General features: G+C 65.7%; 24 protein-coding genes and 1 tRNA gene. 11 read left to right on the forward strand and 14 right to left on the reverse strand.

Features of this window, described 5'->3' with window-relative positions:
- Positions 1 to 61 precede the first annotated feature (61 nt).
- The 4 genes from ppk1 to ACQGNJ_RS06670 form a co-directional block, all read right to left on the reverse strand.
- Positions 62 to 2155 carry a polyphosphate kinase 1 gene (gene ppk1 / locus ACQGNJ_RS06655; RefSeq protein WP_426688449.1) on the reverse strand — a complete coding sequence of 698 codons (2094 nt, stop codon included), beginning with the start codon at positions 2153 to 2155 and terminating at the stop codon, positions 62 to 64.
- A 54-nt stretch (positions 2156 to 2209) separates the two neighbouring features.
- Positions 2210 to 3472, reverse strand: coding sequence for a phosphate regulon sensor histidine kinase PhoR (gene phoR, locus ACQGNJ_RS06660; protein WP_426688450.1), 1263 nt, complete (start codon positions 3470 to 3472; stop codon positions 2210 to 2212).
- A gap of 72 nt (positions 3473 to 3544) precedes the next feature.
- Complete coding sequence (gene phoB, locus ACQGNJ_RS06665; RefSeq protein ID WP_426688451.1) at positions 3545 to 4234, reverse strand: phosphate regulon transcriptional regulator PhoB; 690 nt, start codon at positions 4232 to 4234, stop codon at positions 3545 to 3547.
- Positions 4235 to 4307: 73 nt separating this feature from the next.
- Positions 4308 to 5927 carry a M48 family metalloprotease gene (locus tag ACQGNJ_RS06670; RefSeq protein ID WP_426688452.1) on the reverse strand — a complete coding sequence of 540 codons (1620 nt, stop codon included), beginning with the start codon at positions 5925 to 5927 and terminating at the stop codon, positions 4308 to 4310.
- Positions 5928 to 6054: 127 nt separating this feature from the next.
- On the opposite strand from ACQGNJ_RS06670, the gene grxC reads away from it, so the two are divergent.
- The 4 genes from grxC (at position 6055) to ACQGNJ_RS06690 (ending at position 9147) form a co-directional block, all read left to right on the forward strand.
- Positions 6055 to 6318, forward strand: coding sequence for a glutaredoxin 3 (grxC, locus tag ACQGNJ_RS06675; RefSeq protein WP_426688453.1), 264 nt, complete (start codon positions 6055 to 6057; stop codon positions 6316 to 6318).
- Complete coding sequence (locus ACQGNJ_RS06680; protein WP_426688454.1) at positions 6315 to 6695, forward strand: carboxymuconolactone decarboxylase family protein; 381 nt, start codon at positions 6315 to 6317, stop codon at positions 6693 to 6695. The genes grxC and ACQGNJ_RS06680 overlap by 4 nt, the downstream gene beginning before the upstream one ends.
- A gap of 166 nt (positions 6696 to 6861) precedes the next feature.
- Positions 6862 to 7875, forward strand: coding sequence for an isocitrate dehydrogenase (locus ACQGNJ_RS06685; RefSeq protein WP_426688455.1), 1014 nt, complete (start codon positions 6862 to 6864; stop codon positions 7873 to 7875).
- Between the two features lie 120 nt (positions 7876 to 7995).
- Entirely contained in the window at positions 7996 to 9147 is a 1152-nt protein-coding gene (locus tag ACQGNJ_RS06690; protein WP_426688456.1) for a helix-turn-helix domain-containing protein, read from the forward strand.
- Here the strand turns inward: ACQGNJ_RS06690 and ACQGNJ_RS06695 are convergent.
- The 7 genes from ACQGNJ_RS06695 to ACQGNJ_RS06725 form a co-directional block, all read right to left on the reverse strand.
- Positions 9102 to 10517 (reverse strand): serine hydrolase domain-containing protein, encoded by a 1416-nt coding sequence (locus ACQGNJ_RS06695; RefSeq protein WP_426688457.1) that lies wholly within the window; start codon positions 10515 to 10517, stop codon positions 9102 to 9104. The two genes, ACQGNJ_RS06690 and ACQGNJ_RS06695, sit on opposite strands and share 46 nt — an antisense overlap.
- A gap of 220 nt (positions 10518 to 10737) precedes the next feature.
- The gene (locus ACQGNJ_RS06700; RefSeq protein WP_426688458.1) at positions 10738 to 11196 is read right to left on the reverse strand and encodes a carboxymuconolactone decarboxylase family protein; all 459 of its coding nucleotides are present in this window, start codon (positions 11194 to 11196) and stop codon (positions 10738 to 10740) included.
- Positions 11197 to 11233: 37 nt separating this feature from the next.
- On the reverse strand, positions 11234 to 12136 hold the full coding sequence (gene sigJ / locus ACQGNJ_RS06705) for an RNA polymerase sigma factor SigJ (protein ID WP_426688459.1): 903 nt from the start codon (positions 12134 to 12136) through the stop codon (positions 11234 to 11236).
- Positions 12137 to 12195: 59 nt separating this feature from the next.
- A complete protein-coding gene (locus ACQGNJ_RS06710) occupies positions 12196 to 13149 on the reverse strand; it encodes an aspartyl/asparaginyl beta-hydroxylase domain-containing protein (protein WP_426688460.1) in 954 nt (317 codons plus the stop codon).
- Between the two features lie 142 nt (positions 13150 to 13291).
- Complete coding sequence (locus tag ACQGNJ_RS06715) at positions 13292 to 14674, reverse strand: PhoH family protein (protein ID WP_426688461.1); 1383 nt, start codon at positions 14672 to 14674, stop codon at positions 13292 to 13294.
- Positions 14675 to 14729: 55 nt separating this feature from the next.
- Positions 14730 to 15191 carry a peroxiredoxin gene (locus tag ACQGNJ_RS06720; protein WP_426688462.1) on the reverse strand — a complete coding sequence of 154 codons (462 nt, stop codon included), beginning with the start codon at positions 15189 to 15191 and terminating at the stop codon, positions 14730 to 14732.
- Positions 15192 to 15443: 252 nt separating this feature from the next.
- Entirely contained in the window at positions 15444 to 15962 is a 519-nt protein-coding gene (locus ACQGNJ_RS06725; protein ID WP_426688514.1) for a glycine cleavage system transcriptional repressor, read from the reverse strand.
- A 171-nt stretch (positions 15963 to 16133) separates the two neighbouring features.
- Between ACQGNJ_RS06725 and dapA the strand changes: the two genes are divergently transcribed.
- Complete coding sequence (gene dapA / locus ACQGNJ_RS06730; protein WP_426688463.1) at positions 16134 to 17030, forward strand: 4-hydroxy-tetrahydrodipicolinate synthase; 897 nt, start codon at positions 16134 to 16136, stop codon at positions 17028 to 17030.
- A 33-nt stretch (positions 17031 to 17063) separates the two neighbouring features.
- Complete coding sequence (locus tag ACQGNJ_RS06735) at positions 17064 to 17654, forward strand: hypothetical protein (RefSeq protein WP_426688464.1); 591 nt, start codon at positions 17064 to 17066, stop codon at positions 17652 to 17654.
- Between the two features lie 78 nt (positions 17655 to 17732).
- On the opposite strand, the gene fdxA is transcribed toward ACQGNJ_RS06735, so the two are convergent.
- Both fdxA and ACQGNJ_RS06745 read right to left on the reverse strand, forming a co-directional pair.
- Positions 17733 to 18056 (reverse strand): ferredoxin FdxA, encoded by a 324-nt coding sequence (fdxA, locus tag ACQGNJ_RS06740; protein WP_426688465.1) that lies wholly within the window; start codon positions 18054 to 18056, stop codon positions 17733 to 17735.
- A 175-nt stretch (positions 18057 to 18231) separates the two neighbouring features.
- Positions 18232 to 18307 (reverse strand) — tRNA-Glu (locus ACQGNJ_RS06745).
- A gap of 193 nt (positions 18308 to 18500) precedes the next feature.
- On the opposite strand from ACQGNJ_RS06745, the gene pcnB reads away from it, so the two are divergent.
- The 5 genes from pcnB to panD all read left to right on the forward strand — a co-directional run bounded on the left by pcnB (position 18501) and on the right by panD (position 22591).
- On the forward strand, positions 18501 to 19853 hold the full coding sequence (pcnB, locus tag ACQGNJ_RS06750) for a polynucleotide adenylyltransferase PcnB (RefSeq protein WP_426688466.1): 1353 nt from the start codon (positions 18501 to 18503) through the stop codon (positions 19851 to 19853).
- Complete coding sequence (folK, locus tag ACQGNJ_RS06755; RefSeq protein WP_426688467.1) at positions 19850 to 20329, forward strand: 2-amino-4-hydroxy-6-hydroxymethyldihydropteridine diphosphokinase; 480 nt, start codon at positions 19850 to 19852, stop codon at positions 20327 to 20329. Before pcnB ends, folK begins: the two co-directional genes overlap by 4 nt.
- 55 nt (positions 20330 to 20384) lie before the next feature.
- Positions 20385 to 21215 (forward strand): 3-methyl-2-oxobutanoate hydroxymethyltransferase, encoded by an 831-nt coding sequence (gene panB / locus ACQGNJ_RS06760; protein ID WP_426688468.1) that lies wholly within the window; start codon positions 20385 to 20387, stop codon positions 21213 to 21215.
- Positions 21216 to 21249: 34 nt separating this feature from the next.
- A complete protein-coding gene (gene panC / locus ACQGNJ_RS06765) occupies positions 21250 to 22095 on the forward strand; it encodes a pantoate--beta-alanine ligase (protein ID WP_426688469.1) in 846 nt (281 codons plus the stop codon).
- Between the two features lie 103 nt (positions 22096 to 22198).
- Complete coding sequence (panD, locus tag ACQGNJ_RS06770; protein ID WP_426688470.1) at positions 22199 to 22591, forward strand: aspartate 1-decarboxylase; 393 nt, start codon at positions 22199 to 22201, stop codon at positions 22589 to 22591.
- Between the two features lie 3 nt (positions 22592 to 22594).
- On the opposite strand, the gene queG is transcribed toward panD, so the two are convergent.
- A complete protein-coding gene (gene queG / locus ACQGNJ_RS06775) occupies positions 22595 to 23692 on the reverse strand; it encodes a tRNA epoxyqueuosine(34) reductase QueG (RefSeq protein WP_426688471.1) in 1098 nt (365 codons plus the stop codon).
- Positions 23693 to 23695: the final 3 nt, after the last annotated feature.

A 23695-nucleotide genomic window follows, 5' to 3' on the forward strand; every position in this document is an offset into this window, starting at 1 on the left:
AAAGAACGGATTCTCGCATGCATGCGTGAATGGGATGAAACGATGCGTCATCGCGGAAAGCTCACCTGCAGTAGCGCTCAAGCAGACCTTGCTGGGCGCTGTAGGGTGGATGCCCGCCGGCCTCGGCACGCACGTAGCGGCCGTCGCTGCCCAGCAGCCAGGCGTGGGTGTTGTCGGCAAGGCTGTTGGCCAGGGTCTCCTCGAACACGCGCGCGGCGAGGTCCGGGTCGAGGATCGGGAAGGCCACCTCGATCCGTCGCATCAGGTTGCGCTCCATCCAGTCGGCACTGGCGCAATAGATTTCGGCGTCACCATCGTTGGCGAACCAGTACACCCGGCTGTGCTCGAGGAAGCGCCCCACGATCGATCGCACACGGATGTTGTCGGAGATGCCGGGCAGGCCGGGACGCAGGGTGCACGCGCCGCGCACGATCAGGTCGATCTCCACGCCTGCCTGCGAGGCACGATAGAGTGCCGAGATCACCCGGGCCTCATTGAGCGCATTGAGCTTGGCGACGATGCGGGCGGGGCGCCCGGCCAACGCGTGGGCGGTTTCCCGTTCGATCTTCTCCAGCACCTTCGGATACAGCGTGAAGGGTGAATGCAGCAGGTGTTTCAGGTCGATGATCGGACCCAGCCCCGAGAGCTGCTGGAAGACCTTGTGCATGTCTTCGCCGATTTCCGGATTGGCCGTCATCAGGCCGATGTCGGTGTACGTCCGGCTGTTGGCCTGGTGATAGTTGCCGGTGGAAAGGTGCGCGTAGCGGCGCAATACGTCGCCCTCGCGACGCACGATCAGCATCATCTTGGCATGTGTCTTGTAGCCGACCACGCCGTAGACCACCTGCACGCCGGCCTCCTGCAGGCGCGTGGCCAGGCGGATGTTGGCCTCCTCGTCGAAACGGGCGCGCAGCTCGATCACCACGGTGACGTCCTTGCCGTGGCGCGCCGCTTCCACCAGCAGGTCGACCAGCGGGGTGTCCTCGCCGGCGCGGTACAGGGTCTGCTTGATCGCCAGCACCTGGGGGTCGGCGATCGCCTGGCGCAGCAGGTCGATCACCGCCGCAAAGCTCTGATACGGATGGTGCAGCAGCACGTCGTGCTGGCCGATCAGGTCGAACTTGTTGCGACCGCTTTCCAGCGCCGGCGGAAGCTGCGGGTTGAAACGCGGGAATTTCAGTTCCGGTCGATCCAGCCAGTCGTAGATCAGTCCGGCGCGGATGATGTTGACCGGGCCGTCGCAGCGGTAGACATCGCTTTCCTCAAGCTGGAAATTCTGCACCAGCATCGCGGTGATGGCCTTCGGGCAATCGTTGGCGATCTCCAGCCGCACCGGTCGCGCATAGCCGCGGCCGACCAGTTCCTCGCTGAGCGCCAGCGCGAGGTTCTCCACCTCGGCCTCCTCGACGATCAGCTCGCTGTTGCGGGTCACCCGGAACTGGTACGAACCGACCACCTTGAGGCCGGGGAACATCAGGTCGACGAAGGCCTGCAGCAGCTCGGCCAGAAACACGAAATGCTCGCCCGGGCCGCTGACCTCGGCCGGCACGCGGATGATCCGCGGCAGCGAGCGCGGCGCGCGCACCAGCGCCATGTGGCCCTCGTGGCCGAAGGCGTCGCGCCCCTTCAGCACCACGGCGATGTTCAGCGTCTTGTTGAGGATGCGCGGAAACGGGTGCGCCGGATCCAGCCCCAGTGGCGACAGCACCGGCAACACCTCGTGCTCGAAATAGCCCTGCAGCCAGCGCTGCTGGCGCGGATTCCAGCGCTTGCGGGTGAGGATGTGGATCTGCTCGGCATCCAGTTGCGGGCGAACCTGTTCCTGCCAGGTGGCGTACTGCTCGGCGACGAGGTCGAGCACGCGGCTGCGGATCCGCGCCAGCAGCTCGCCGGAACCCACGCCATCGGGCCCCGGCGCGGCCGAGCCGTAGGCGTGATGGTGCTTGAGCATGGCTACCCGCACCTCGAAGAACTCGTCGAGGTTGCTGGCCACGATGCTCAGGTAGCGCAGCCGCTCCAGCAGCGGCACGCTGGCGTCGCGGGCCATCGCCAGCACACGGAAGTTGAATTCCAGCGCGGCAAGTTCGCGGCTGAGGTACAGCTCGGGTGCACCGAGATCGACGTCGGGCGATGGGCGGGAGGGCGGTGTGGGCATGGCTCATTCTGGCCCATGGCGCGCACCAAATACATGGCGTGCGGGGCAGCAGCTTCAGTCGCTGGTGTCGGGAGCCAGCAGCCGGGCGTCGCCGAAATGGCAGGAAAAGGTGGAGCCCACGCCTGCTTCGCTTTCGATCTGCAGTTGAGCCTGGTGCAGGTTCAGCACATGCTTGACGATCGAAAGGCCCAGCCCGGTGCCGCCGCTGTCGCGTGAACGGCTGGAAGAGATGCGGTAGAACCGTTCGGTGAGCCGGGCCAGGTGATTGGCGGGAATGCCGAAGCCGGTGTCGCTGACCGAGTACACCGCGCCGCCCGGTTCGCGCTGCCAGCGGATCGTGATGCTGCCGCCGCTCGGGGTGTAGCGCACCGCATTGCTGACCAGGTTGGACAGCGCGCTGTGCAGGTCCTTCGGCGAGCCGAGCAGGTCGGCTTCCGCGGTGGACTCCAGGCTGACCTGGTGGCGGCCCTGGCTGAGCGCCTCGGCTTCCTTGCGCACGGTGGCCAGCAGCGCCGCCATGGGCACGCGCTCTTCGATCACCTCGTGCTGGGTTTCCAGACGCGACAGGGTCAGCAGGTCTTCGACGATCTGCCCCATCCGTTTCGACTGCGCGCGCATCTCGCCCAGCACCGGCGCCAGTTCGGGCACGTCTTCGGGGTCCAGCAGTTCGAGGTAGCCGTGGATCACCGTCAGCGGCGTGCGCAACTCGTGGGAAACGTTGGAGACGAAATCCCGGCGCACCTGTTCCAGCCGTTTCATCGGCGTGATGTCATGCGCCAGCAGCAACTGCTGATGTTCGCCGAACGGCAGCAGGGTGACGTTGAGCTGGTTGTTCGTGTTGCCGGGGGCGGCGACATCGTCGAGCCGACCTTGTGCGCCATCGCGCAGCCAGCTGGCCAGTTCCGAGTCGGCCAGTCGCTGCGGCAGTGACGCGGCCTGGTCCTGCGTCGGGCTCAGCCCGAGCAGGTTGCCGGCGGCCTGGTTGAACCAGCGCACATGCTGCTGTCGATCGAGCAGCACCACGGCATCGGGCAAACGGTCGGCTGCCTCGCGCAGATGGCGCAGGTTCGAGGCGAGCAGGTGCGCGCGTGTCATGAAACGGTCATGGGTCACAGGGCCGGCAGGGGCGTGGGCGCTCATCATGGTCTGCGGCTGATGACGGACAAGTGTCAGTAGAAAGACGACTTCGGCGCAGGCGGCCAGCGCCAGGCCCGCCCAGGCATAGCTGCCGACCAGCCAGCCAACGCCGACGCCCGCGCCCAGGATCGCCACCAGGGTGACGGGGAGTTTCCAGTCGTGCATGCGGGGCAAGGTCATCCGGAAGCCGCCATGTGCAGGACCGTCAGCATCGGCAAAAGGCGCGGGTGACGCAAGCCGCGTTGATGCTGGTCAGATGCTGATGGAAAAGCGGTAGCCGGTGCCGCGCACGGTTTGCACCAGTTCGTCCAGCTTCCAGGGTTCGAGCGTCTTGCGCAGCCGGCGGATATGCACGTCGACAGTACGCTCTTCCACGTACACGCTGCCGCCCCAGACATGGTCGAGCAATTGCGCGCGCGAATAGACCCGCTCGGCATGGGTCATGAAGAAATACAGCAGGCGATACTCGGTGGGGCCGATCGGCACCGGCTCGTCGCCGGCGAATACCCGGTGCGCCGCGCCGTCGATGCGCAGCCCGCCGAGCTCGATCACGCCGGAGCCGTCATCGCCCTGGCTGCGTCGCAGTACGGCCTTGATGCGGGCGATCAGTTCACGCGTGGAAAATGGCTTCACCACGTAGTCGTCGACACCCGCCTCCAGCCCGTTGACGCGATCCATTTCTTCGCCGCGCGCGGTCAGCATGATGATCGGGATCTCGCGGCTGAGCTCTTCCTTGCGCAGGCGTCGGGCCAGTTCCAGCCCGCTCATGCCCGGCAGCATCCAGTCCAGCAGGATCAGGTCCGGCACCTGTTCGGAGAGGGCCAGCTGCGCGGCGCGCGCGTCGGCCGCCTGTATCGCTTCCATGCCGGCCTTGCGCAGCGCAAAGGCAATCATCTCGCGAATCGAGGTCTCGTCTTCAACGATGAGAATGCGTTTGTGCACGCGTTGGTCTGCCGTGGCGGATGACGGAAGTATTGCAGCGAATCGATGTTACGTGTGGATGACAGCGCGGCCGCTACTGCCGCGAACCATCGCCCGGGCTGTCTTCGGTCTTGATCCTGCGCTTGTGCAGTTCCATCACCAGTGGCGTCAGCTCGGCGATGCGCGCCTGGATGCGCACCCGCGCGTAGTAGTCCAGATCGTCACGCTTGAGCAATCGCTTGAGCTGCTCCATCGCATCGTATGGACGGCCGGAATAGTAGCTGGCGTCGGCGTAGGCCTCGCCGGCGCGCACACTGTCGCCCGCTTTGTCGCTGGCGCGGGCATAGCTGCTGTAGATCGCGGGCTCGCTGGCGTTGTCCAGCAGCGGGCGCAGCAGGTTGGCGCCAAGCCGGGCCTGCTCCTTGTCGCCGCCGGCGGCCAGTGCATTGGCGTAAGCCACCGCCACTGCGCGATTGCGTGGGGACTGGGCGTTGAGTTCGGCATAAAGTGCCAGTGCTGCTGCACGTTGGCCGGCTTGCAGGCGGGCGTCGGCCAGGGCCAGTTTCAGCACCAGACTTTCCGGGTGGCTTTTCAGCAACGGCTGCAATTGCTCGATGGCCGCCGCGCCGCGCCCGCTGCGGGTCAGTGCCAGGGCGAAACCGTAATGATTTGCCGGGGTGTCGAAGTCGCGCCGTGACTGCAGACTGGAGCCGTAGTAGGTGGCCAGCCGCGTGGCGTCGCCAGCCAGCACGTTGACGCGCTCGCGCATCAGCGCGTAGGTGTCCAGCTCGCCCTGATGACGCGGGGCCAGCAGCCTGGTGGGATCTTTGACGAAGGCGATCGGCGCGGTGCTTTTCTCCCACAGCTGCCGATCCATCTCGGTGGCGCTGACGCGCTGCTTCTGCGCGGCGATCAGCGCAGCAGCGCGCGCCTTGGCGTCGCTGATCCGGCTGGTGGTCACCGGGTGGGTCTGCAACAGCGCGGGCACATCCTCGCCGCCTGCGCCGGCGCTCATCGCATCCTGCATGCGCTGGAAGAAACCGGCCATCGCATTCGGATCGAAGCCGGCCCTGGCCAGGGTCTGGATGCCGACACGGTCGGCTTCGATCTCGTCCTTGCGGGTGAAGTTGATCGACTTCTGCGCGATCAGGCCCTGGCCGCCGGCGAGCACGGCGATCGGCGCGTCGCCGCTGTGGCTGCTGGCGCCGGCGGCGATCGCGCCGAGCAGCACCAGCGCCATCAGCGGGGCGTCCTTCTTCGAATCCTCGAACGCCCGCTGCAGGTGGTTCTGCGTGATGTGGCCGATTTCATGGGCGATCACGCCAGCCAGCTCGCTTTCGTCGCGGGTGATCGTCATCAGCCCCGAGTTCACCGCGATATAGCCGCCCGGTGCGGCAAAGGCGTTGATTTCCGGATCCTTGACGATGAGGAACGAGAAGTGTTCTTTCGGCTTGTCGCTGCTGGCGACCAGCCGGTAGCCAAGGTCGTTGATGTAATCGTCCAGCAGCGGGTCGTCGACCACCATGTCCAGCGCGCGCATCTGGCGCAGCATGGAAGCACCGTAGTCCTGCGCTTCGCCGGGCGAAATCAGCGCATTGGCCGAACTGCCGAGGTCCGGCAGGCGCACATCCTGCTGGGCACTGGCTGCGCTCGCCAGCGCGGCGCAGAGCAGGGAGGTCAGCAGGCGCGGGATGGGGCGTGGTGCCATGATCATAGGTTCGGCGACAATAGCACTGTGACCGTGCTTCGCCGCGTCGGTTCACCGCAGCTGGCTGGCTTGAGCTGGCGGCGCGCGGCCCCATCTGGTGGCGGTCTTTCTTTCAAACTGTGGAGTGTGGTGAATGTCCAAGATCGAGGTCTATTCGACGGCCGTGTGTCCGTACTGCGTGTCGGCCAAGAATCTGCTCAAGTCCAAGGGGCTGCACTGGACCGAGGTGCGCGTGGACACCGATCCGGTGCAGCGCGAGGCCATGCTGGCGCGCAGCGGCGGGCATCGCACGGTGCCGCAGATCTTCATCAACGATCAGTTCGTGGGTGGCTATGACGAACTGGTGGCGGCCGACCGCAGCGGCAAGCTGGCGCAACTGCTGGAGCAAGACGCATGAGCGACAAGCTTGCCGAATTCAGTGCATTCCGCCAGCGCATGAACGAGCGCATCCTGGCCGAGGACAACCAGGTCGTGCGGCGATTCTTCGCCCTGGATACGCAGACCTACAAGGCCGGTGCACTGGACGTGAAGACCAAGGAGATGCTGGGTCTGGTTGCCTCGATGGTGCTGCGCTGCGATGACTGCATCAGCTACCACGTGGCCCAGTGCAAGGAAGCGGGCGTGCAGCGCGACGAATTCTTCGAGGTGTTCAGCGTCGGCCTGGTGGTGGGCGGTTCGATCGTGATTCCGCACCTGCGTCGGGCGGTCGACCTGCTCGATCAGCTCGAATCCGGTGCCGCTGACGAAAGCGCAGCCTGCGCCGATCACGCGTAAACCGCAGATGCGGGTTTTTGCAACGCTGCGTGCGAGTATTTTCAACGTCTTGCGCGGCGTGGCCCTGTTCGCATGAGGCCGCATGGGCGATAATTGAACGGTTTCAGCGCGTGCTTCCCCCTCGGTGCGCGGGCTGCTCGATAGTTCCGTTTCAAGGAGTTTCCCCATGAGCAAGACGATTGCCGTGATCCCGGGCGATGGCATCGGCCCGGAGATCATGACCGCCACGCTGCGCGTGCTCGACGCGCTGGATTGCGGCCTGACCTACGACTTCATCGATGCCGGCATGATCGCGCTGGAAAAGCACGGCGAACTGCTGCCCAAGGCCACGCTGGACAAGATTGCCGAGCACAAGGTGGCGCTGAAGGGCCCGCTGACCACGCCGATCGGCGATGGCTTCACCTCGGTCAACGTGACCTTGCGCCGCCACTTCGACCTGTACGCGAACGTGCGCCCGGCGCTGAGCTTCCCCGGCACCAAGTCGCGCTACGAGAACATCGACATCATCACGGTGCGCGAGAACACTGAAGGGGCGTATCGCTCCGAAGGGCAGACGCTGTCCGCGGACGGCGAAATCGCCGAGTCGGTGGCGCGCAATACGCGCAAGGGCAGCACGCGGATCGTGCGCTACGCGTTCGAGCTGGCGGTGAAGAAAGGCCGCAAGAAAGTCACCGCGGTGCACAAGGCGAACATCCTGAAGACCAGCTCGGGCCTGTTCCTCAACGTGGCGCGCGAGATCGCCAAGGAATACCCGCAGATCGAGTTCAACGAGATGATCGTGGACAACACCTGCATGCAGTTGGTGATGCGTCCGGAACAGTTCGACGTGATCGTCACCACCAACCTGTTCGGCGACATCCTGTCCGACCTGTGCGCGGGTCTGGTCGGCGGTCTCGGCCTGGCGCCGGGCGACAATATCGGCGAGCACGCGGCGATCTTCGAGGCGGTGCACGGTTCGGCGCCGGACATCGCCGGCAAGGGCATCGCCAACCCCTGCGCGCTGCTGCTGGCGGCGGCCGACATGCTCGACTACCTGGACATGGTGGCCAAGGGCGACCAGCTGCGCCAGGCGATCCGCGATACCATGACCAACGACCGCGACAGCGTGACGCCGGATATCGGCGGCAAGGGCAGCACCAGCAGCTTCGCCGATGCATTGGTGAAGCGCATCAAGGGCTGAACATCCGGTCGTGAGGCGAGAAAGAAAGCCGCGGCAGGCAGCCGCGGCTTTCTTGTTGGATCGACCCTGGCCGAGCGGTTAGGCTGCCGGCCAGAATTGTGTGACCGCCGGAACCCAACGATGCCCTTGCATGCCGTCCCCAGCAGTGCCTATGCGCCATGGGAATTCGTCTACATCGCCGCGGCCGTGCAGGCGGCGCTGTTGGCGCTGGCGCTATGGCGGCGAGCGGTCAATCCCGAGGCGAACCGGGTGCTGGCAGTCTGGGTCGCGCTGACCGGCGCGGACTTGCTGGTCAAGGCGGTGTACTGGAATTCGCTGTCGCCGGAATGGTTCAGGGCGTACCGCTTCGTCGCCCTGCTTCCGTTTCTCTATGGCAGCCTGTTCTACCTGTACGTGCGCACGCTGATCCAGGCGCGCGGCTTGCGGCTGCGCGACGGCGTGCACCTGCTCGGTTTCGGCGTGATGCTGGCGCTGAATGCGCATGTGCTGCTGCTGAGCGACCCGCAGATGCAGGCACTGTCTGCGCGCTGGGTGTCCGGCGAAAAGACCATCGGCTCGTGGTTCGACATCGCCCTGTTTCTCTACAGCCTTTCGTACGTGGCGGCAGCCCTGATTCGCGTGCATCACTACCGCACCCGGCTGCGCCAGCAACGCGCGGACGCCGACCGGACCGCGCTGCGCTGGATCGACGTGATGGCGGTTTGCCAGATCATCATCTGGATCATCGCCACCACCCAGTGGGTGGCGACCGTACCGGGGATCGACTACCGCCTGCTGTTCGGCGCGATTGCCGCATGGGTTTGCGTGATGGGCTGGCTCAGCCTGAACCAGTCGCCGGTGACCAGCGAACCGGTGGCGATGGCGAGGGAGGATGCGATGCCCGGCGAGGGAGATGCCGACGATGCGCGCTTTCCCGCCGTGGAAGCGCGCCTGTCGCAACTGATGGAGGGCGACGATGCGCTTTATCGCGAGCCGGCGCTCACCATCGGGCAGGTGGCGAAACGCAGCGGCTACCCCGAATACCTGGTGTCGGCGGTGATCAACCGGCGCTTCGGCGGCACGTTCTGGGATTACATCAACCGCCTGCGGGTCGAGGCGGTGCGCACGCGTCTGGCCGATCGCGGCGACGCACGCACCATCCTCGACATCGCCTACGACTGCGGCTTCACCTCGAAGTCCACCTTCAACGCCGCGTTCAAGCGCCAGGTGGGCGAGACGCCTAGCAGTTACCGCAAGACGGCGGGAGCGGCGGGACATGATGCCGCAACTTGACGATGCAAGGCGGTGATGATCGCGGCAACCGTGTCGCCGATACCGGTGCCATAGTTGATCGAGATGCCCATGCGGACCACCACCAGGCGCTCCGACGGCACGATCACCACGTACTGGCCCAGCGCGCCGCGGGCGTAATACATGTCCTTGGGCAGCTGCGGCATGCCCCAGGAGGCGTGCCACACCGGGACTTCGCCATCCACCAGGTTGGTCCAGAAGCCGGCACCGTAGCCGGTCTTCAGCGTCTGCGAATGGCTGTAGGCGACCCAGCCCTCGGGCAGGATGCGCTTGCCGTCGATCACCCCGTCGTCGAGATAGAGCTGACCGAAGCGGGCGAAGTCGCGGGCCGACGCATATACATTGCTCGATCCTATCGGGGTGCCGGTGGCATCGGTTTCGATCAGCGCGTTGCGCATGCCCAGCGGTGCGAACAGCTCGCGCCTGGCGAAGTACTCGGTGTCGACTGCACTTCCGCCGGCCGCGTGGCGGATCGCCCGCGACAGCAGAACATAACTCAGGTTGCTGTAACCCCAGGCCGTGCCGGGGGCGTGGGTGAGTGGCATCTGCGTCGCGTAACCGGCCATGTCGCGCTCCAGGAACAGCATGCGCGTCATCGGGCTGATCGCACCATCGGTTTCATCGAACGGCAGGCCGCTGTCCATCCGCAGCAACTGGTCGACGGTAACGGTGTGGTGCAGGTCCGCCGGTGAACGCCAGGCGGTGATCGGCGCCGGTTGGTCCAACTGCAGCTTGCCTTGGCGAACCAGAATGCCGATCAGGGCGTTGATGATCGACTTCGTCAGCGAATGGCCCCAGATCGGCGTTTCCGGCCCGTAGCCCGGGGCATAGCGCTCGGCGATCAACTTGCCGTCGTGCAGCACCACCACCGCCTTGGTCAACCTGGGGTGGGTGGGGTCGGGTTCGGCGAAGGCGCGGTCGAGTGCATCGCGGATGGCCGGATCGGTCGCTTCGATGGTGGTTGCCGGCCAGCTGTTGGCGATCGGTGCCGGCTGGAAGCCGGCTGCCTCCGGCACCGGGCCGTTGCCATGCATCAGCAGACAGCCGAGCCCGTCGCGGTAGACCGCCCGCGCCGTGAAGTCGCCAAACACCGAGGTGCGCACTTCACGCCTCGAACGATCCACCTCGTAGTGAACCGCCCAGCCGATGCTTCGCATCAGCGGCAGCTGTTCCTGCCGGAACATTCGTTCCGGATTGACCCGCGAAACGAAGGCTGCCGCGCAGAGCGAGTGGCTGACCGAGCCCGTGGCGGTCCGGAACAGATCCTTGCCGAGGGTGCCGATCCAGATGGCGGCGGCGAGCAGGAGAATGAGCAGGGCGACGAGGGTGATCTTGAACAAGCGCAATGCCATGAGCTCCACCAGTTTCGACTGTCAGGGCGGCCAATTTGCATGGTGAAGGCCTCGCCGATCGTCCGATCCGGCGGAATCGTACGGTGGGCAGCGCCGCACGAGTACGACCCGCCCGGTCCGCACGTTGACGGTCTCAGTCGCGCGAGGTGCAGCTGGCATTGGTGACCCTCGTGCGAGAAAGCCGCAGTGATCAGCTGCGGCTTTCTGTTGGAGCGGAACTTCAGTGCGACGCGGGCTTGTAGCTGCCGGGCACGCTCTGGAACGGGATCGCGATACGGTTCCAGGCATTGATCAGGATCACCGCCATGTTGAGGTCGCCCAGTTCCTTCTCGCTGAATTGGGCGCGCGCTTGTGCGTAGACCTCGTCGGCCACGCCGTGGATCGGGTCCAGCCGGGTGACGGCCTCGCACCAGGCCAGCGCGGCGCGTTCGCGATCGCTGTAGAACGGCGCCTCGCGCCAAGCCGGCAACACGTACAGGCGCTGCTCGGTTTCGCCTGCGGCGCGGGCGTCCTTGCTGTGCATGTCCATGCAGTAGGCGCAGCCATTGAGCTGGGAAGCGCGCATCAGCACCAGCTCGATCAGGGCCGGTTCGAGCGTGCTGGAATGCACATATTTGTGCAGCGCGAAAAGGGGTTTGATGGCTTCGGAAGCCGGGGCCGATGATTGACGGGATGACATGGGAATCTCCTTGCATGGCTGCGGCCGGATTGGCCGTTCAATGCAAGGACGCAGAGCCTGCCGATTTCGTGACAGCCGCCAGCCGGGCCAGCTTCTCCGGGTGGCGCAGGGCGTGGATCGCACTGATGCCGGCACCGTCCTCGTCGATCCAGCTGGCCGAGATCAGGGTATCGCCCTGCCAGCTGAGCAGGGCCGGAGCGCCATTGAGCGAATGGATTTCGTGGCGTATCTCGCGCCCTTGCTGATGCAGGGCGATCTGCAGGTACAGTCGGGCAAGTCGTTCTGCTCCGTGCAGCGGATGCAGGGTGGCGGTGACCAGGCCGCCGCCGTCGGAGATGTGTACGGCGTCCTCGGCGAACAGCGCACGCAAGGTGTCCATGTCCGGTTGGCGCAAGGCGTCGGCGAAACGCTCCAGCAGGCGGTATTGCCGGCCGGCGTCGGGCGCGCGTTGGCGTGGCCGCTCCTCGCGCAGGCGCTGCTTGGCCCGGTGCACGCGCTGGCGACAGGCGTCCTCGCCGATCCCGAGCATGGCCGCCGTCTCGGCGTGGCTGTAGTCGAACACTTCGCGCAACAGGAAGGCCGCACGCTCCTCGGCACTGAGCCGTTCCAGCAGCAACAGGAAGCTGAGGGTCAGGCTTTCGGCGCGTTCCAGTTGCGCTTCGGGCTGCTCGGCTTCAGCCAGCAGCGGCTCGGGCAGCCACGGCCCCGGATACTGCGCGCGCTCGGTCCTGGCACGGCGCAGGCGGTCCAGCGCCAACCGGGTGGTGACGGTCACCAACCAGGCTTCGGGGTCATCCAGTGCGACGGTGTCCTGCGCATGCCAGCGCAGCCAGGCATCATGCAATATGTCCTCGGCATCCACGGGCGTGCCGAGCATGCGGTAGGCCAGCCCGAACAATCGCGAGCGATGCTGCTGGAACAGGGCGGTTTGCGGATCCATGCTGTTCTCCGTGGGAGCGTCCGGATCAAGGACGCGCGGCGCTCACCGGATGTGACAAGTCAGCGAAACAGCGGCCATGGCGCCAGGAAGATCAGCCACATCAGCAGCACGATGCCGGCGTACTTGACCGCCTTGTACAGCTTCCGGTGGCGGCGCTTGAACTCCGCCTTCCAGCGATGCGTGGCGCCCTTGCGCTGGCTCATTGCATACAGACGATTCACGAAGCCGGTTTTCTCCGCGCCGCCATCGTCGTTCGGCGAGGCGGTGATCCGGCCCATGAACGCGCCGACGCGATGGTTGATCGCACTCATCCAGCGCGTGCGCAGCGGCCGCTCGACGTCGGCGAACAGGATCACCCGGGTCTGGTCGGTCTTGTTTTCCACCCAGTGCACGAAGGTCTCGTCGAACACCACGTCCTTGCCGTCGCCCCAGGCATGTTCCTCGCCGTCGACGAAGATGCGGCAGTCGCGCGAGTTCGGCGTGATCAGGCCCAGGTGGTAGCGCAGCGAGCCGGCGAACGGGTCGCGGTGGGGATTGAGCTTGCTGTTCGGCGCCAGCGTGGCGAACATCGCCGCCTTGATGCCGGGAATCGCATTGAGCAGCTCGACGGTCTTCGGGCACAGCGCCTCGGCCGAGGCCAGCGGTTCGCCGTACCACTTCAGATAGAAACGCTTCCAGCCCTGCTTGAAGAAGCTGTTGAAACTGGCATCGTCATGCCTCGCCGCGGCACGGATGTAACCCTCGTCGAACAGGTGCATCGCCTCGTCGCGAATGGTCTGCCAGTTCGCCTGCAGCAGATCCAGCTGCGGGAAGCCGCGACGGTCCAGGATGGGTCGCGCCGGTACCGCCGAGAAGGCATACATCAGCAGGTTGTACGGCGCGAAGATCGCCGAGTGGTCGACCAGCTGGCGGTCGAAGCGCAGCCGCACGCGGCCGCGCAGGTGCACCAGCAGCACGCACAGCGCGAAGAAAACGAACACGGCGAGAAGTATGAGGCGTGGGGTGAGGATCATGTCGATCGGCACAACCATGGCAAAGCGGGGACTGCCGCCATTCTACGCGCTTGCCGCGGAGCTGCCCGGTCCGGTGGCGTGGCGCCCGGGCCGGCCCGCAAGGCCCTCCATCCATCGGGAGAGCCTTGCGGGTGGCTGTTTCTCAGAGCGACTCGGCGGCGAAGTCGGCCAGCCGCGACCGTTCGCCGCGGCGCAGGGTGATGTGTGCCGAGTGGTCCCAGTCCTTGAAGCGGTCCACCGCATAGGTGAGGCCGGAGGTGGTTTCGGTGAGGTAGGGCGTGTCGATTTGCTCGACGTTGCCAAGACACACGATCTTGGTACCGGGGCCGGCGCGGGTGATCAGGGTCTTCATCTGTTTCGGGGTGAGGTTCTGCGCCTCGTCGATGATCAGGTAGCGGCTCAGGAAAGTGCGGCCGCGCATGAAGTTCAGCGAGCGGATCTTGATCCGCGAGGCGAGCAGGTCATTGGTGGCCTGCCGCCCCCAGCTGCCGCCGTCCTCGGGGTTGGTCAGCACTTCGAGGTTGTCGGTGAGCGCGCCCATCCACGGCGTCATCTTTTCCTCTTCGGTGCCGGGCAGGAAGCCGATGTCCTCGCCCACCGAGACGGTGGCGCGGGTCATGATGATCTCGCGGTAGCGCTGCTGGTCCATCACCTGGGCCAGGCCGGCGGCCAGCGCCAGCAGGGTCTTGCCGGTGCCGGCATTGCCGAGCAGGGTGACGAAGTCGATATCCGGATCCATCAGCGCATTGAGTGCGAAGTTCTGCTCGCGGTTGCGCGCGCCAATGCCCCAGACGTGGTGGTTCGCATGCGAGTGGTCGTCCAGCAGGACCAGGGTGGCGCTGGCGTCGTCCAGATGCAGCACGCGCAGTTCGACCGCATTTTCGCCGGGGAGATACAGGCACTGGTTGGGGTGCCAGTCGTCTTCCTCGCGTCGGTTCACTTCATAGAAGGTGCGGCCGCGCTCGGTCCACGAGCGCACCTCCGGGTGCAGGTTCCAGAAGTCTTCGGTCAGTTCGGCCGAGCCGGTGTACAGCAGCGAGAAATCGTCCAACGCGCGGTCGTTCTCGTAGTCCTCGGCGACGACGCCGTTGATGCTGGCCTTGATCCGGAGGTTGATGTCCTTGGTGACCAGGATGACGTCCCGATCGGGATTCTGGTCGCGCAGTTCGAGCACCGCCGCCAGGATCTGGTTGTCCGCCTTGGCGTGCCCGTTGCTGCTGGTGCGATGCTGGAAGTACAGGCGCCCGACGGAGCCGCCGCGCTTGAGCTTGATGCCCTGCGGATTGCTCAGCTCCAGGCCGTCGCCCAGGTCATGCTGCTTGCCCAGTTCGATCAGTTCGTTGAGGAACCGGCTGACCTGACGTCCGTTGCGTGAGACCTCCGAGGAGCCCTTCTTTTTTTCGTCCAGTTCCTCCAGCACGGTCATCGGGATGAAGACATCGTGTTCCTCGAAGCGGAACAGCGAAGTGGGGTCATGCAGCAGGACGTTGGTGTCGAGAGCGTAAATGCGCTTGCTTCCGGTCATGCGGAAGTGTCCTCACTGGTGGGTTGAAGGAACTTGCTGACGAGGGCGTTCAAGGTCAGGCGGCGGGAATGGCGTCGAGCACGGCCTGCGCGTGGCCGGGGACTTTCACGCCGCGCCACTCGGCCGCCAGCTTGCCTTCGGGGTCGATCAGGAAGGTACTGCGGACGATCCCCATGAAGCGCTTGCCGTAGAGCACCTTCTCGTGAATCACGTCGAAGGCACGGCACCAGGTTTCATCCGGATCGGAGACCAAGGGGAACGGCAAGTCCTGTTTGGCGGCGAAATTGGCGTGCGATTTTTGCGAATCGCGCGAGACACCGACAACCTGTGCGTTGCGCTGGCGGAAAGCCGGGTACAGATCCCGGAAATCCTTCGCCTCGTTGGTGCAGCCGGGGGTCGAGTCCTTCGGATAGAAATACACCGCTACCCAGTGTCCCTTGAGGCTGGCCAGTTTCAGTTCGCTGCCATTGCCGGTGACGCCTTTCAGCGCCGGCAGTTTCTTTCCGATATCGGGCATGACGGATCCTGCGCGGCGATGCGACGCCGCGACATGTGGGAGAAGGAAGGGATGGAGTTTCGGAAGCCGTTGCCGGGTCCGCGGCGGGAACCATCCGGCGCGCCGGGAATGATCGTGGTGAATCGACACGCTGGCTGCAATGCAACGGTCCTCCGGGCAAGCTCACGGCCACAGACTAGCGCGGGTGGCTTGGCGCAGGACAGTCCTTGTCAGGACGACGCGATCGCGCGATGCTCGGCGGATGTCGCGGCGTCAGAATTTGACCGGATCCATGATCGCGTCGAGGTTCATTCCGTCGCACAACTCAAGGAAGTCATCGCGCAATGCGGCGATGTGGATCTCCGCCGGAATGCCGATGGTGAACTGGGCCTGGAACATCTCCGCGCCGGTCTGCATGGCCTGGTAGCGGGTGGAGTTGAGCTGTTCCACGCTGATCCCGTGCTGGCTGAAGAAGTCCACGATTCGCGCCACGATGCCCGCGCGGTCGGCCGCCACCACCTCGACCAGATACGGCAGCAGGTGCGAGCTGTTCTCGCGCGGGCCGGTGCGGTAGTACACCAGCCGGATGCTCGCGTCGCGGGTCAGCTTGGCCAGCGCCGTTTCCAGCTTGGCCAGGGCATCCCACGCGCCGCTGGCCAGCAGCATCAACGAGGTTTCCGTGCCGATGGTGGCCACACGCGATTCGGACAGGTTGCAGCCGGCATCGGCGATCCGCCTGGCCAGCGCCAGCAGCGGCGACTGGGTGGCGGTGGTGAGCGCGTGGATCAGCAACTGATTGTCGTTGCCCGAGCGTGCGGAGCCGGAAGATGATTTCAAGGAGGCCTGCCTGCGGAACGTCGAGCGCGTGATGCGGAACGGTGAGACTACTCCGGTCGAGCTTACTTGCCCGGCTCGCGAGGCGGCAAGTAACATGCAGGGCTTGCCTTGCAGTGGAATCGAGTCTTGAACATTCGCGGAAGCATCTGCGCGCTGGCCACCCCGTTCGCGGCTGACGGGGCGCTCGATCTGGCGGCGTTCGGTCGATTGCTCGACTACCAGATCGCCGGCGGTACCCAGGCACTGGTGGTCGCCGGTTCCACCGGCGAAGCCCACATGCTGGAACACGACGAGTTCGATCGCCTGCTGGCGTTCGCGCTTGAGCGGGTGCATGGCCGGGTGCCGGTGATCGCGGGTACCGGCGAGGCTGGCACCGCCAAGACGGTGGCGCTGACCCGGCGCGCGCGCGCGCTTGGCGCCGACGCCGCGCTGGTGGTGGCGCCGTATTACGTAAGGCCGACCCAGGAAGGCCTGCGTCGTCACTTCCTGGAAGTGGCCGAGCACGGCGAGCTGCCCGTGCTGCTCTACAACGTGCCGGTCCGCACCGGTTGCGACATCCTGCCGGAGACGGTGGCGACCCTGCGCGAGCATCCGGCGATCGTGGGCATCAAGGAAGCGCGCGCTGATCGCGAGCGGATTTCGGCGCTGGCGGAACTTGTGCGCCCGGATTTCGTCTATCTGTCCGGTGATGACGGTACGGCCGGGCAGGCCATGCTTGCAGGAGCTGCCGGAACCATCTCGGTGGTGGCCAATCTGGTGCCACGGGCGTTTCGCGACTTGTGCGACGCGGCCACGAGCGGGGATCAGGCGGCTACGGCGCGCTGTCATGCCGCGCTGGGCCCGCTGATCGAGGCGCTCAATTGCGCGCCGAACCCGATCGCGGTGAAGGCGGGTTTGCCCGTGCTGAGGCTTGGACTGGCCCTGCCGAGGTTGCCGCTGGTGGAACTGAACGACGGTCCGGATCGCGCCCGATTGCACCAAGCGCTGTCCAGTCTGGCATCCTTGGCGACTGCGGCCGGTTGACGGTTGCCTGACTTACTCACGGAATCCGATTACATGAAGAAAACTTCGCTCCTCGTGGCCTTGCCGGCCGTGGTTCTCAGTGGCCTGCTGCTCTCCGGCTGCGGCGCGTTCCGTTCGCACAAGGCCTGGGACACCGCGCTGCAGGAAGCCCCGCTGGAGATTCCGCCCACGCTCGACCGGCCCTCGACCACCGAAGCGCTGGTGATTCCGCCGCCGGGTGCCAACCAGCCGACCGCCAGTGGCGCAACGGCTCGGGTCGGTTCGGCGAATGGCCAGATCAGCGACGGCTTCGTGGTCGCCGACAATGCCGACAATGTCTATCGGCGTGTGGGACAGGCGCTGGAAGGCGGCAATCTGGGTGAGCTGGTTGCCCATGACGATGCGGCGCACAGCTATACGCTGAACGTTTCGGACGCCGTCGCGCAGCAGAAAAAGAAGGGTTTCTTCGGTCGCATGTTCGGCCGCGACAAGAGTGGCTCGGTGCGGGCGCCCGGCGCCGGTGCGCACCAGGTGCAGGTGAGCATCAACACCAGCGGGGCCACTGGCAGTGAAGTGCGTGCCACCGGAAACCCGGCCGCGGTGGGCAAGGTGGTGGATACTCTGAAGTCTCGCTTGGGCGGCTGAGTCTGCAGCCCGGCCTGCGACAGCAAAACGCCGCCTGAAAGGCGGCGTTTTCGCGTCGGGCATCAGCGTGGCGAGAGATCAGCGCTGCAGCAGTTCCAGCTTGCCAGGCTTGTCTTCCCAGTCCTTCGCGTCGGCCGGTGCATCCTTGCGCTCGGTGATCACCGGCCAGCCCTTGGCCAGTTCGGCATTCAGTGCCACCAGCGCTTCCTGGCCGGCCGGCACGTCGTCTTCGGGATAGATCGCGTTGATCGGACATTCCGGTTCGCACAAGGTGCAGTCGATGCACTCGTCCGGATCGATTACCAGGAAATTGGGGCCTTCGTGGAAGGCGTCGACCGGGCAGACCTCGACGCAATCGGTGTACTTGCACTTGATGCAGTTGTCGATGACGACGAAGGTCATGGGCGGCTTTGGCCTGCTTGTGAGAGGTGTGCCGGGCGGCCCGGTAAATCAGCGCGTCGGCTCTTGTGAAGAGTGCGGCCGTGGATGGCCGCTCCCGATCCAGCCAATGGTGCCGAGCTGCGCGTTGGCGCTGGCCGGCCCGATTGGAGCAATCACGGAAGATTGCACAAAAAAATGGTGCTCCCTACGAGACTCGAACTCGTGTTCCCGCCTTGAGAGGGCAGTGTCCTGGGCCACTAGACGAAGGGAGCGTTATACAGCGAGGCGCGCTAGTATAGCGGAATTGTTCCGCCCGGCAATGCTTGCCGTGCATCGGCCTGATACTGCCCGAAACGGGGTCCGTCGGTGCACATGCCCTGCGCCACGCGGGACGGTCCGCGGCGCGTCGCGTCGCGATATATTGCAACCGACGGGCAGCTTCGCCCCGCAAAGGATTCCGACCGCTTGAATCTCCAATCAAGGACCGACGCCACGCCGACGCTGCGGATCATTCCGCGCGACCAGCACATCATTTCGCGCAAGAACATCAGCAAGGCGGCCTTGCGCGTGCTGTATCGCCTGAACGAGGCCGGGCATACCGCCTACCTGGTCGGCGGCGCGGTACGCGACCTGCTGCTGGGGCTGCAGCCGAAGGATTTCGACGTGGCTACCGATGCCACGCCCGACGAAGTGAAGAGGCTGTTTCGCAACTGCCGCCTGATTGGTCGCCGCTTCCGCCTGGCGCACGTGGTTTTCGGTCCGGAGATCATCGAGGTCGCCACGTTCCGCGGCACCGGTGAGGAAGGTGGCGAGGGCGATCGTCATATCGTCGATGGCCGCATCGTGCGCGACAACATCTGGGGCACGATCGAGGAAGACGCGATCCGTCGCGACTTTCGCGTCAACGCGATGTACTACGACATCAGCGATTTCTCGGTGCGCGATTACGTCGGCGGCATGCAGGACCTGGACGACCGGATGTTGCGCCTGATCGGCGACCCGGACATCCGTTACCACGAAGATCCGGTGCGCATGCTGCGCGCAGCGCGCTTGGCGGCAAAACTGGACATGCAGATCGACGCCGCCGCCATGGCACCGTTCGAGACGCTGGGGCCGCTGCTGGCAGATGCCGCGCCGGCGCGCCTGTTCGACGAGTCGCTGAAGATGTTCCTGTCCGGCAACGGCCTGAAGAGCTTCCGCATGCTGGAACATAGCGGTCTGCTCAAGTTCCTTTTCCCGGCCACCGCCCGCGCGCTTCGTCGCGGCGATGAGGCGTTGCGCGCCCTGGTCGAGAATGGCCTGGCCAATACCGATGCGCGCATCGATGAGGGCAAGTCGGTGACCCCGGCGTTCCTGTTCGCGGTGCTGCTGTGGGGCGAAGTGCGCGATGTGGCGCAGCAGATGATCGGCCGCGGCGTCGAGGGCAACGAGGCGTGGGCGCAGGCCGCCGCGCGGGTGGTGGGCGAACAGTGCCAGCGGGTGGCGATCCCGCGCCGGTTCACCTTCACCATGGAAGAGATCTGGTCGCTGCAGCCGCGTTTCGAGCAGATCCAGCGCAAGCGCGTATTCCGCCTGATGGCCCATCCGCGCTTCCGTGCCGCGTTCGACTTCCTGCTGCTGCGGGCGGATGAATCGCCGGCCATGCGCGAGCTGGGCAAATGGTGGGCGCATGCCCAGCAATTGCCGCAGGATGTGCTGGCGGCGGCGTTGCCGGCCGGTGGCGGTGGCAACGATTACATTCCGGCGCCGGTCGCTGCCAAGCCGCCGCGCCCGCGCCGGCGTCGGCGCAAACCGGGCAACAAGTCGGGCTCTGCATGACCCTGGCTTATGTGGCGCTGGGCAGCAATCTCGGCGATCCGCGGCAGCAGGTGCTTGACGCGATGGAGGCGCTGGCGCAATTGCCGGCGACGCGCCTCGTGCAGCGTTCGCACTTGTACCGCACGCCACCATGGGGCGTGCTGGAGCAACCACCCTTCATCAATGCCGTGGTGGAACTCGACACCGAGCTTTCGCCGCGGCTCCTGCTTGACGCCCTGCTGGCGATCGAGCTGCGCGCGGGCCGGGTGCGCGCCGAACGCAACGGGCCGCGCACACTGGATCTGGACCTGCTACACGTCGATGGCGTGGTGCTGGACGACCCGCAGCTGAGCCTGCCGCATCCACGCCTGGCCGAGCGCGCTTTCGTGCTGTTGCCCTTGTGCGACATTGCGCCCACGCTGCGCCCGTCCGGACAGGATACCGTGGCCGGGCAGCTCGCCCGGCTTGACGCCTCAGGTTGTGAACGTGTGGCTTGAGCCATCAACGTGCCAGCCCGGATAATCGACAGCCAAGCATCTTTCAGGAATTGCCGTGTACGTGCAGAACGCCAGTGTCCCCGACCGCAAGCCGGTGACCGTGCCAGGCCTGCTTGCGATGAAGGCAGAAGGTCGGCGCATCGTGATGCTCACCGCCTACGACGCGAGCTTCGCCTGGCAACTGGAATCCGCGGGCGTGGACGTTGCGCTGGTCGGCGATTCGCTGGGCATGGTGGTGCAGGGGCATCGCAGTACCTTGCCGGTGACGCTTGAGCACATGATCTATCACACCGCCGCGGTGGCGCGCGGGTTGTCGGCCACAATGCTGGTGGCCGACCTTCCGTTCATGGCCGATCGCGACGTCTCCCACGTGCTCGACGCCGGCGCTCGGCTGGTCGGCGAAGCGGGCGCGGCGATGGTCAAGATCGAAGGCGCGGCGCCGCACGTGCTGGACGCCATCGCCGCGCTCAGTGCGCGCGCGATTCCGGTCTGTGCGCACCTGGGGCTCACCCCGCAGTCGGTGCACAAGTTCGGTGGCTTCCGCATCCAGGGCCGCGAGCAGGCGGCCGCCGATCGCGTGCTGGACGAGGCGCTGGCGGTGCAGGAGGCCGGTGCGAACCTTCTGGTGATGGAAGGCGTGCCGGTGGAGCTGGGTCGGCGGGTGACCGCGGCGGTATCCATTCCGGTGGTCGGCATCGGTGCCGGGCCGCATTGCGATGGCCAGGTGCTGGTGATCCACGACATGCTCGGCATCACGCCGGGCAAGCGGCCGAAGTTCAGCAAGGATTTCCTGGCCGGGCGCGACTCGGTGGCAGCGGCCATCGCCGCCTATGCCGCGGATGTGCGCAGCGGCGTGTTTCCGGCGCCCGAGCATTGTTTCAACTGATCCCGTTTCCCTTGAGCTGGCGAGTCGAACTCTGATGCAGACCGTACAAGACATCCCGGCACTGCGCGCCGCGATCCGCGGCTGGCGCACGCAGGGCCAGACGGTGGGTTTCGTGCCGACCATGGGCAACCTGCATGCAGGTCACCAGTCGCTGATCAAGCTGGCGCGCGCCCGCACCGAGCGGGTCATCGCCAGCGTGTTCGTCAACCCGACCCAGTTCGGTCCGAACGAGGACTACGACCGCTATCCGCGCACCCTGGTGCAGGACCAGGCCGCGCTGGCCGAGCATGATTGCGACCTGCTGTTCGCGCCGGAAGTGGCCACGATCTATCCGTTCGGCCCGGAGCAGAGTGTCAGCATACGGGTGCCGCGGATCACCGAGATGCTGGAGGGCGCCCATCGCCCGGGCCACTTCGACGGCATGGCGACCGTGGTGTGCAAACTGTTCAACCTGGTACAGCCGGATGTGGCGGTGTTCGGCCAGAAGGATTTCCAGCAGCTGAAGGTCGTCGAGCGGATGGTCCGCGACCTGGGCCTGCCGGTGAAGGTGATGGCGGCCCCGATCCTGCGTGCCGAGGATGGCCTGGCGCTCAGTTCGCGCAACCAGTACCTGAACGCCGAAGAACGCGTGCGCGCTCCGTTGATTCACGACACCTTGCGGAAAATGCGCGGGCTGCTGGCCCAGGGGCACCCGTGGCAGGCTATCGAGCAGACCGCGGCGGCGCGCTTGCAGCGTGCGGGTTTCGTTCCCGACTACGTGGCGATCCGTCGCGCCGAAGACCTGACCAAGCCGGCCAACGGCGAAACCGATGGACTGATTGCCTTGGTGGCTGCGCGACTGGGCAAGACCCGGCTGATCGACAACTTGCTGTTCGACTGAGGCGCCCGCATCTACGGGATTCCGGAGCTGATGTTGCGATGCAGCGTCAGCAGTTCGATAATGCCCGACTTTGCAGGCCGATCCTGCTGGAACAAAGATTCCCATGCACCTGAACATGCTCAAGGCCAAGATCCACCGTGCCACGGTGACCCACGCCGAGTTGCACTATGAAGGCTCGATCGCGATCGACGGGCTCCTGCTGGATGCCTCCGGCATCCGCGAGTACGAACAGATCCATGCCTGGAACGTGAACAGCGGCCAGCGCTTCGTGACCTATGCGCTGCGTGCCGAGGAAGGTTCCGGGATCATCTCGGTCAATGGCAGTGCCGCGCGCAGTGCCCAGGCCGGCGACATCATCATCATCGCCGCGTTCGTGCAGCTGAGCGAGGCGGAGCTGAAGGACTACCAGCCGACCTGCGTCTACGTCGCCGCCGGCCCGGGCAATCGCATCAGCCACACCAATCACTCGATCCCCAAGCAGATGGCCGACGCCTGAGCGTCAGCGGCGCTGCTTCGCCAGCGCCCATGCCACGTGTTCGCGCACCACTGCCGACGGATGGTCGGCGCGGGCGTTCAGTGATTCGATGGCCACCGCGGAGGGCGGCGCATTGCCCAGCGCCACCGCGATATTGCGCAGCCAGCCTTCGTAGCCGGTGCGCCGGATCGCCATGCCTTCGGTGCGTTTGAGAAATTCGTCTTCGCTCCATGCGAACAGTTCGACCAGTTTGGCGCCGTCCAGGCTGTGTCGCGGCGCGAAGTCCGCTTCCGTGGTGGTCTGCGCGAACTTGTTCCAGGGGCACACCAACTGGCAGTCGTCGCAGCCGAAGATGCGGTTGCCCATCGGTGCGCGCAGCTCTTCGGGAATGCTGCCTTTCAGCTCGATCGTCAGGTAGGAAATGCAGCGCCTGGCGTCCAGCCGGTACGGACCGAGGATCGCCTGGGTCGGGCACACCTCGATGCAACGCGCACACGTGCCGCAGTGCGCGCTGGCGGGTTGGTCCAGCGGCAAGGGCAGGTCGGTGTACAGCTCGCCGAGGAAGAAGTACGACCCGGCGCTGCGGTTGATCAGCACGGTATGCTTGCCGATCCAGCCCAGTCCCGCATTGCGCGCCAACGCTTTTTCCAGCACCGGTGCGGAATCCACGTAGGCGCGGTAACCGAAGTCGCCGACCGCGCCGTGGATGCGCTCGGCCAGCTTCTGCAGGCGGCTGCGCATCAGCTTGTGGTAATCGCGCCCCAGCGCGTAGCGCGACACATAGCCGGCCTCGGCGTCATTCAGCACCGCCCAGGCGTTGGCCGTGCCGGGGGGTATGTAATCCATGCGTACCGAGATGACCCGCTGGGTGCCCGGTTCCAGTTCGGCCGGCCGCGTGCGCTTGGTGCCATGGCGCGCCATGTATTCCATGTCGCCGTGGTGGCCGTGATCCAGCCAGCTCAGCAGATGCGGCTCGTCGTTGCCCAGTTCGGTGCCACTGATGCCGGTGTCGGCGAAGCCCAGTTCGTGCGCCCAGCGTTTGATGTCGCGGGCGAGGGCGGCGTAGTCGGGCGCAGTGGCAATGTCGGTGCTGGACATCTGCCTATTGTAGATGCCGCCCATGCC

The sequence above is a fragment of the Rhodanobacter ginsengiterrae genome, from assembly GCF_050026815.1.
Classification (GTDB): Bacteria; Pseudomonadota; Gammaproteobacteria; order Xanthomonadales; family Rhodanobacteraceae; genus Rhodanobacter; species Rhodanobacter ginsengiterrae.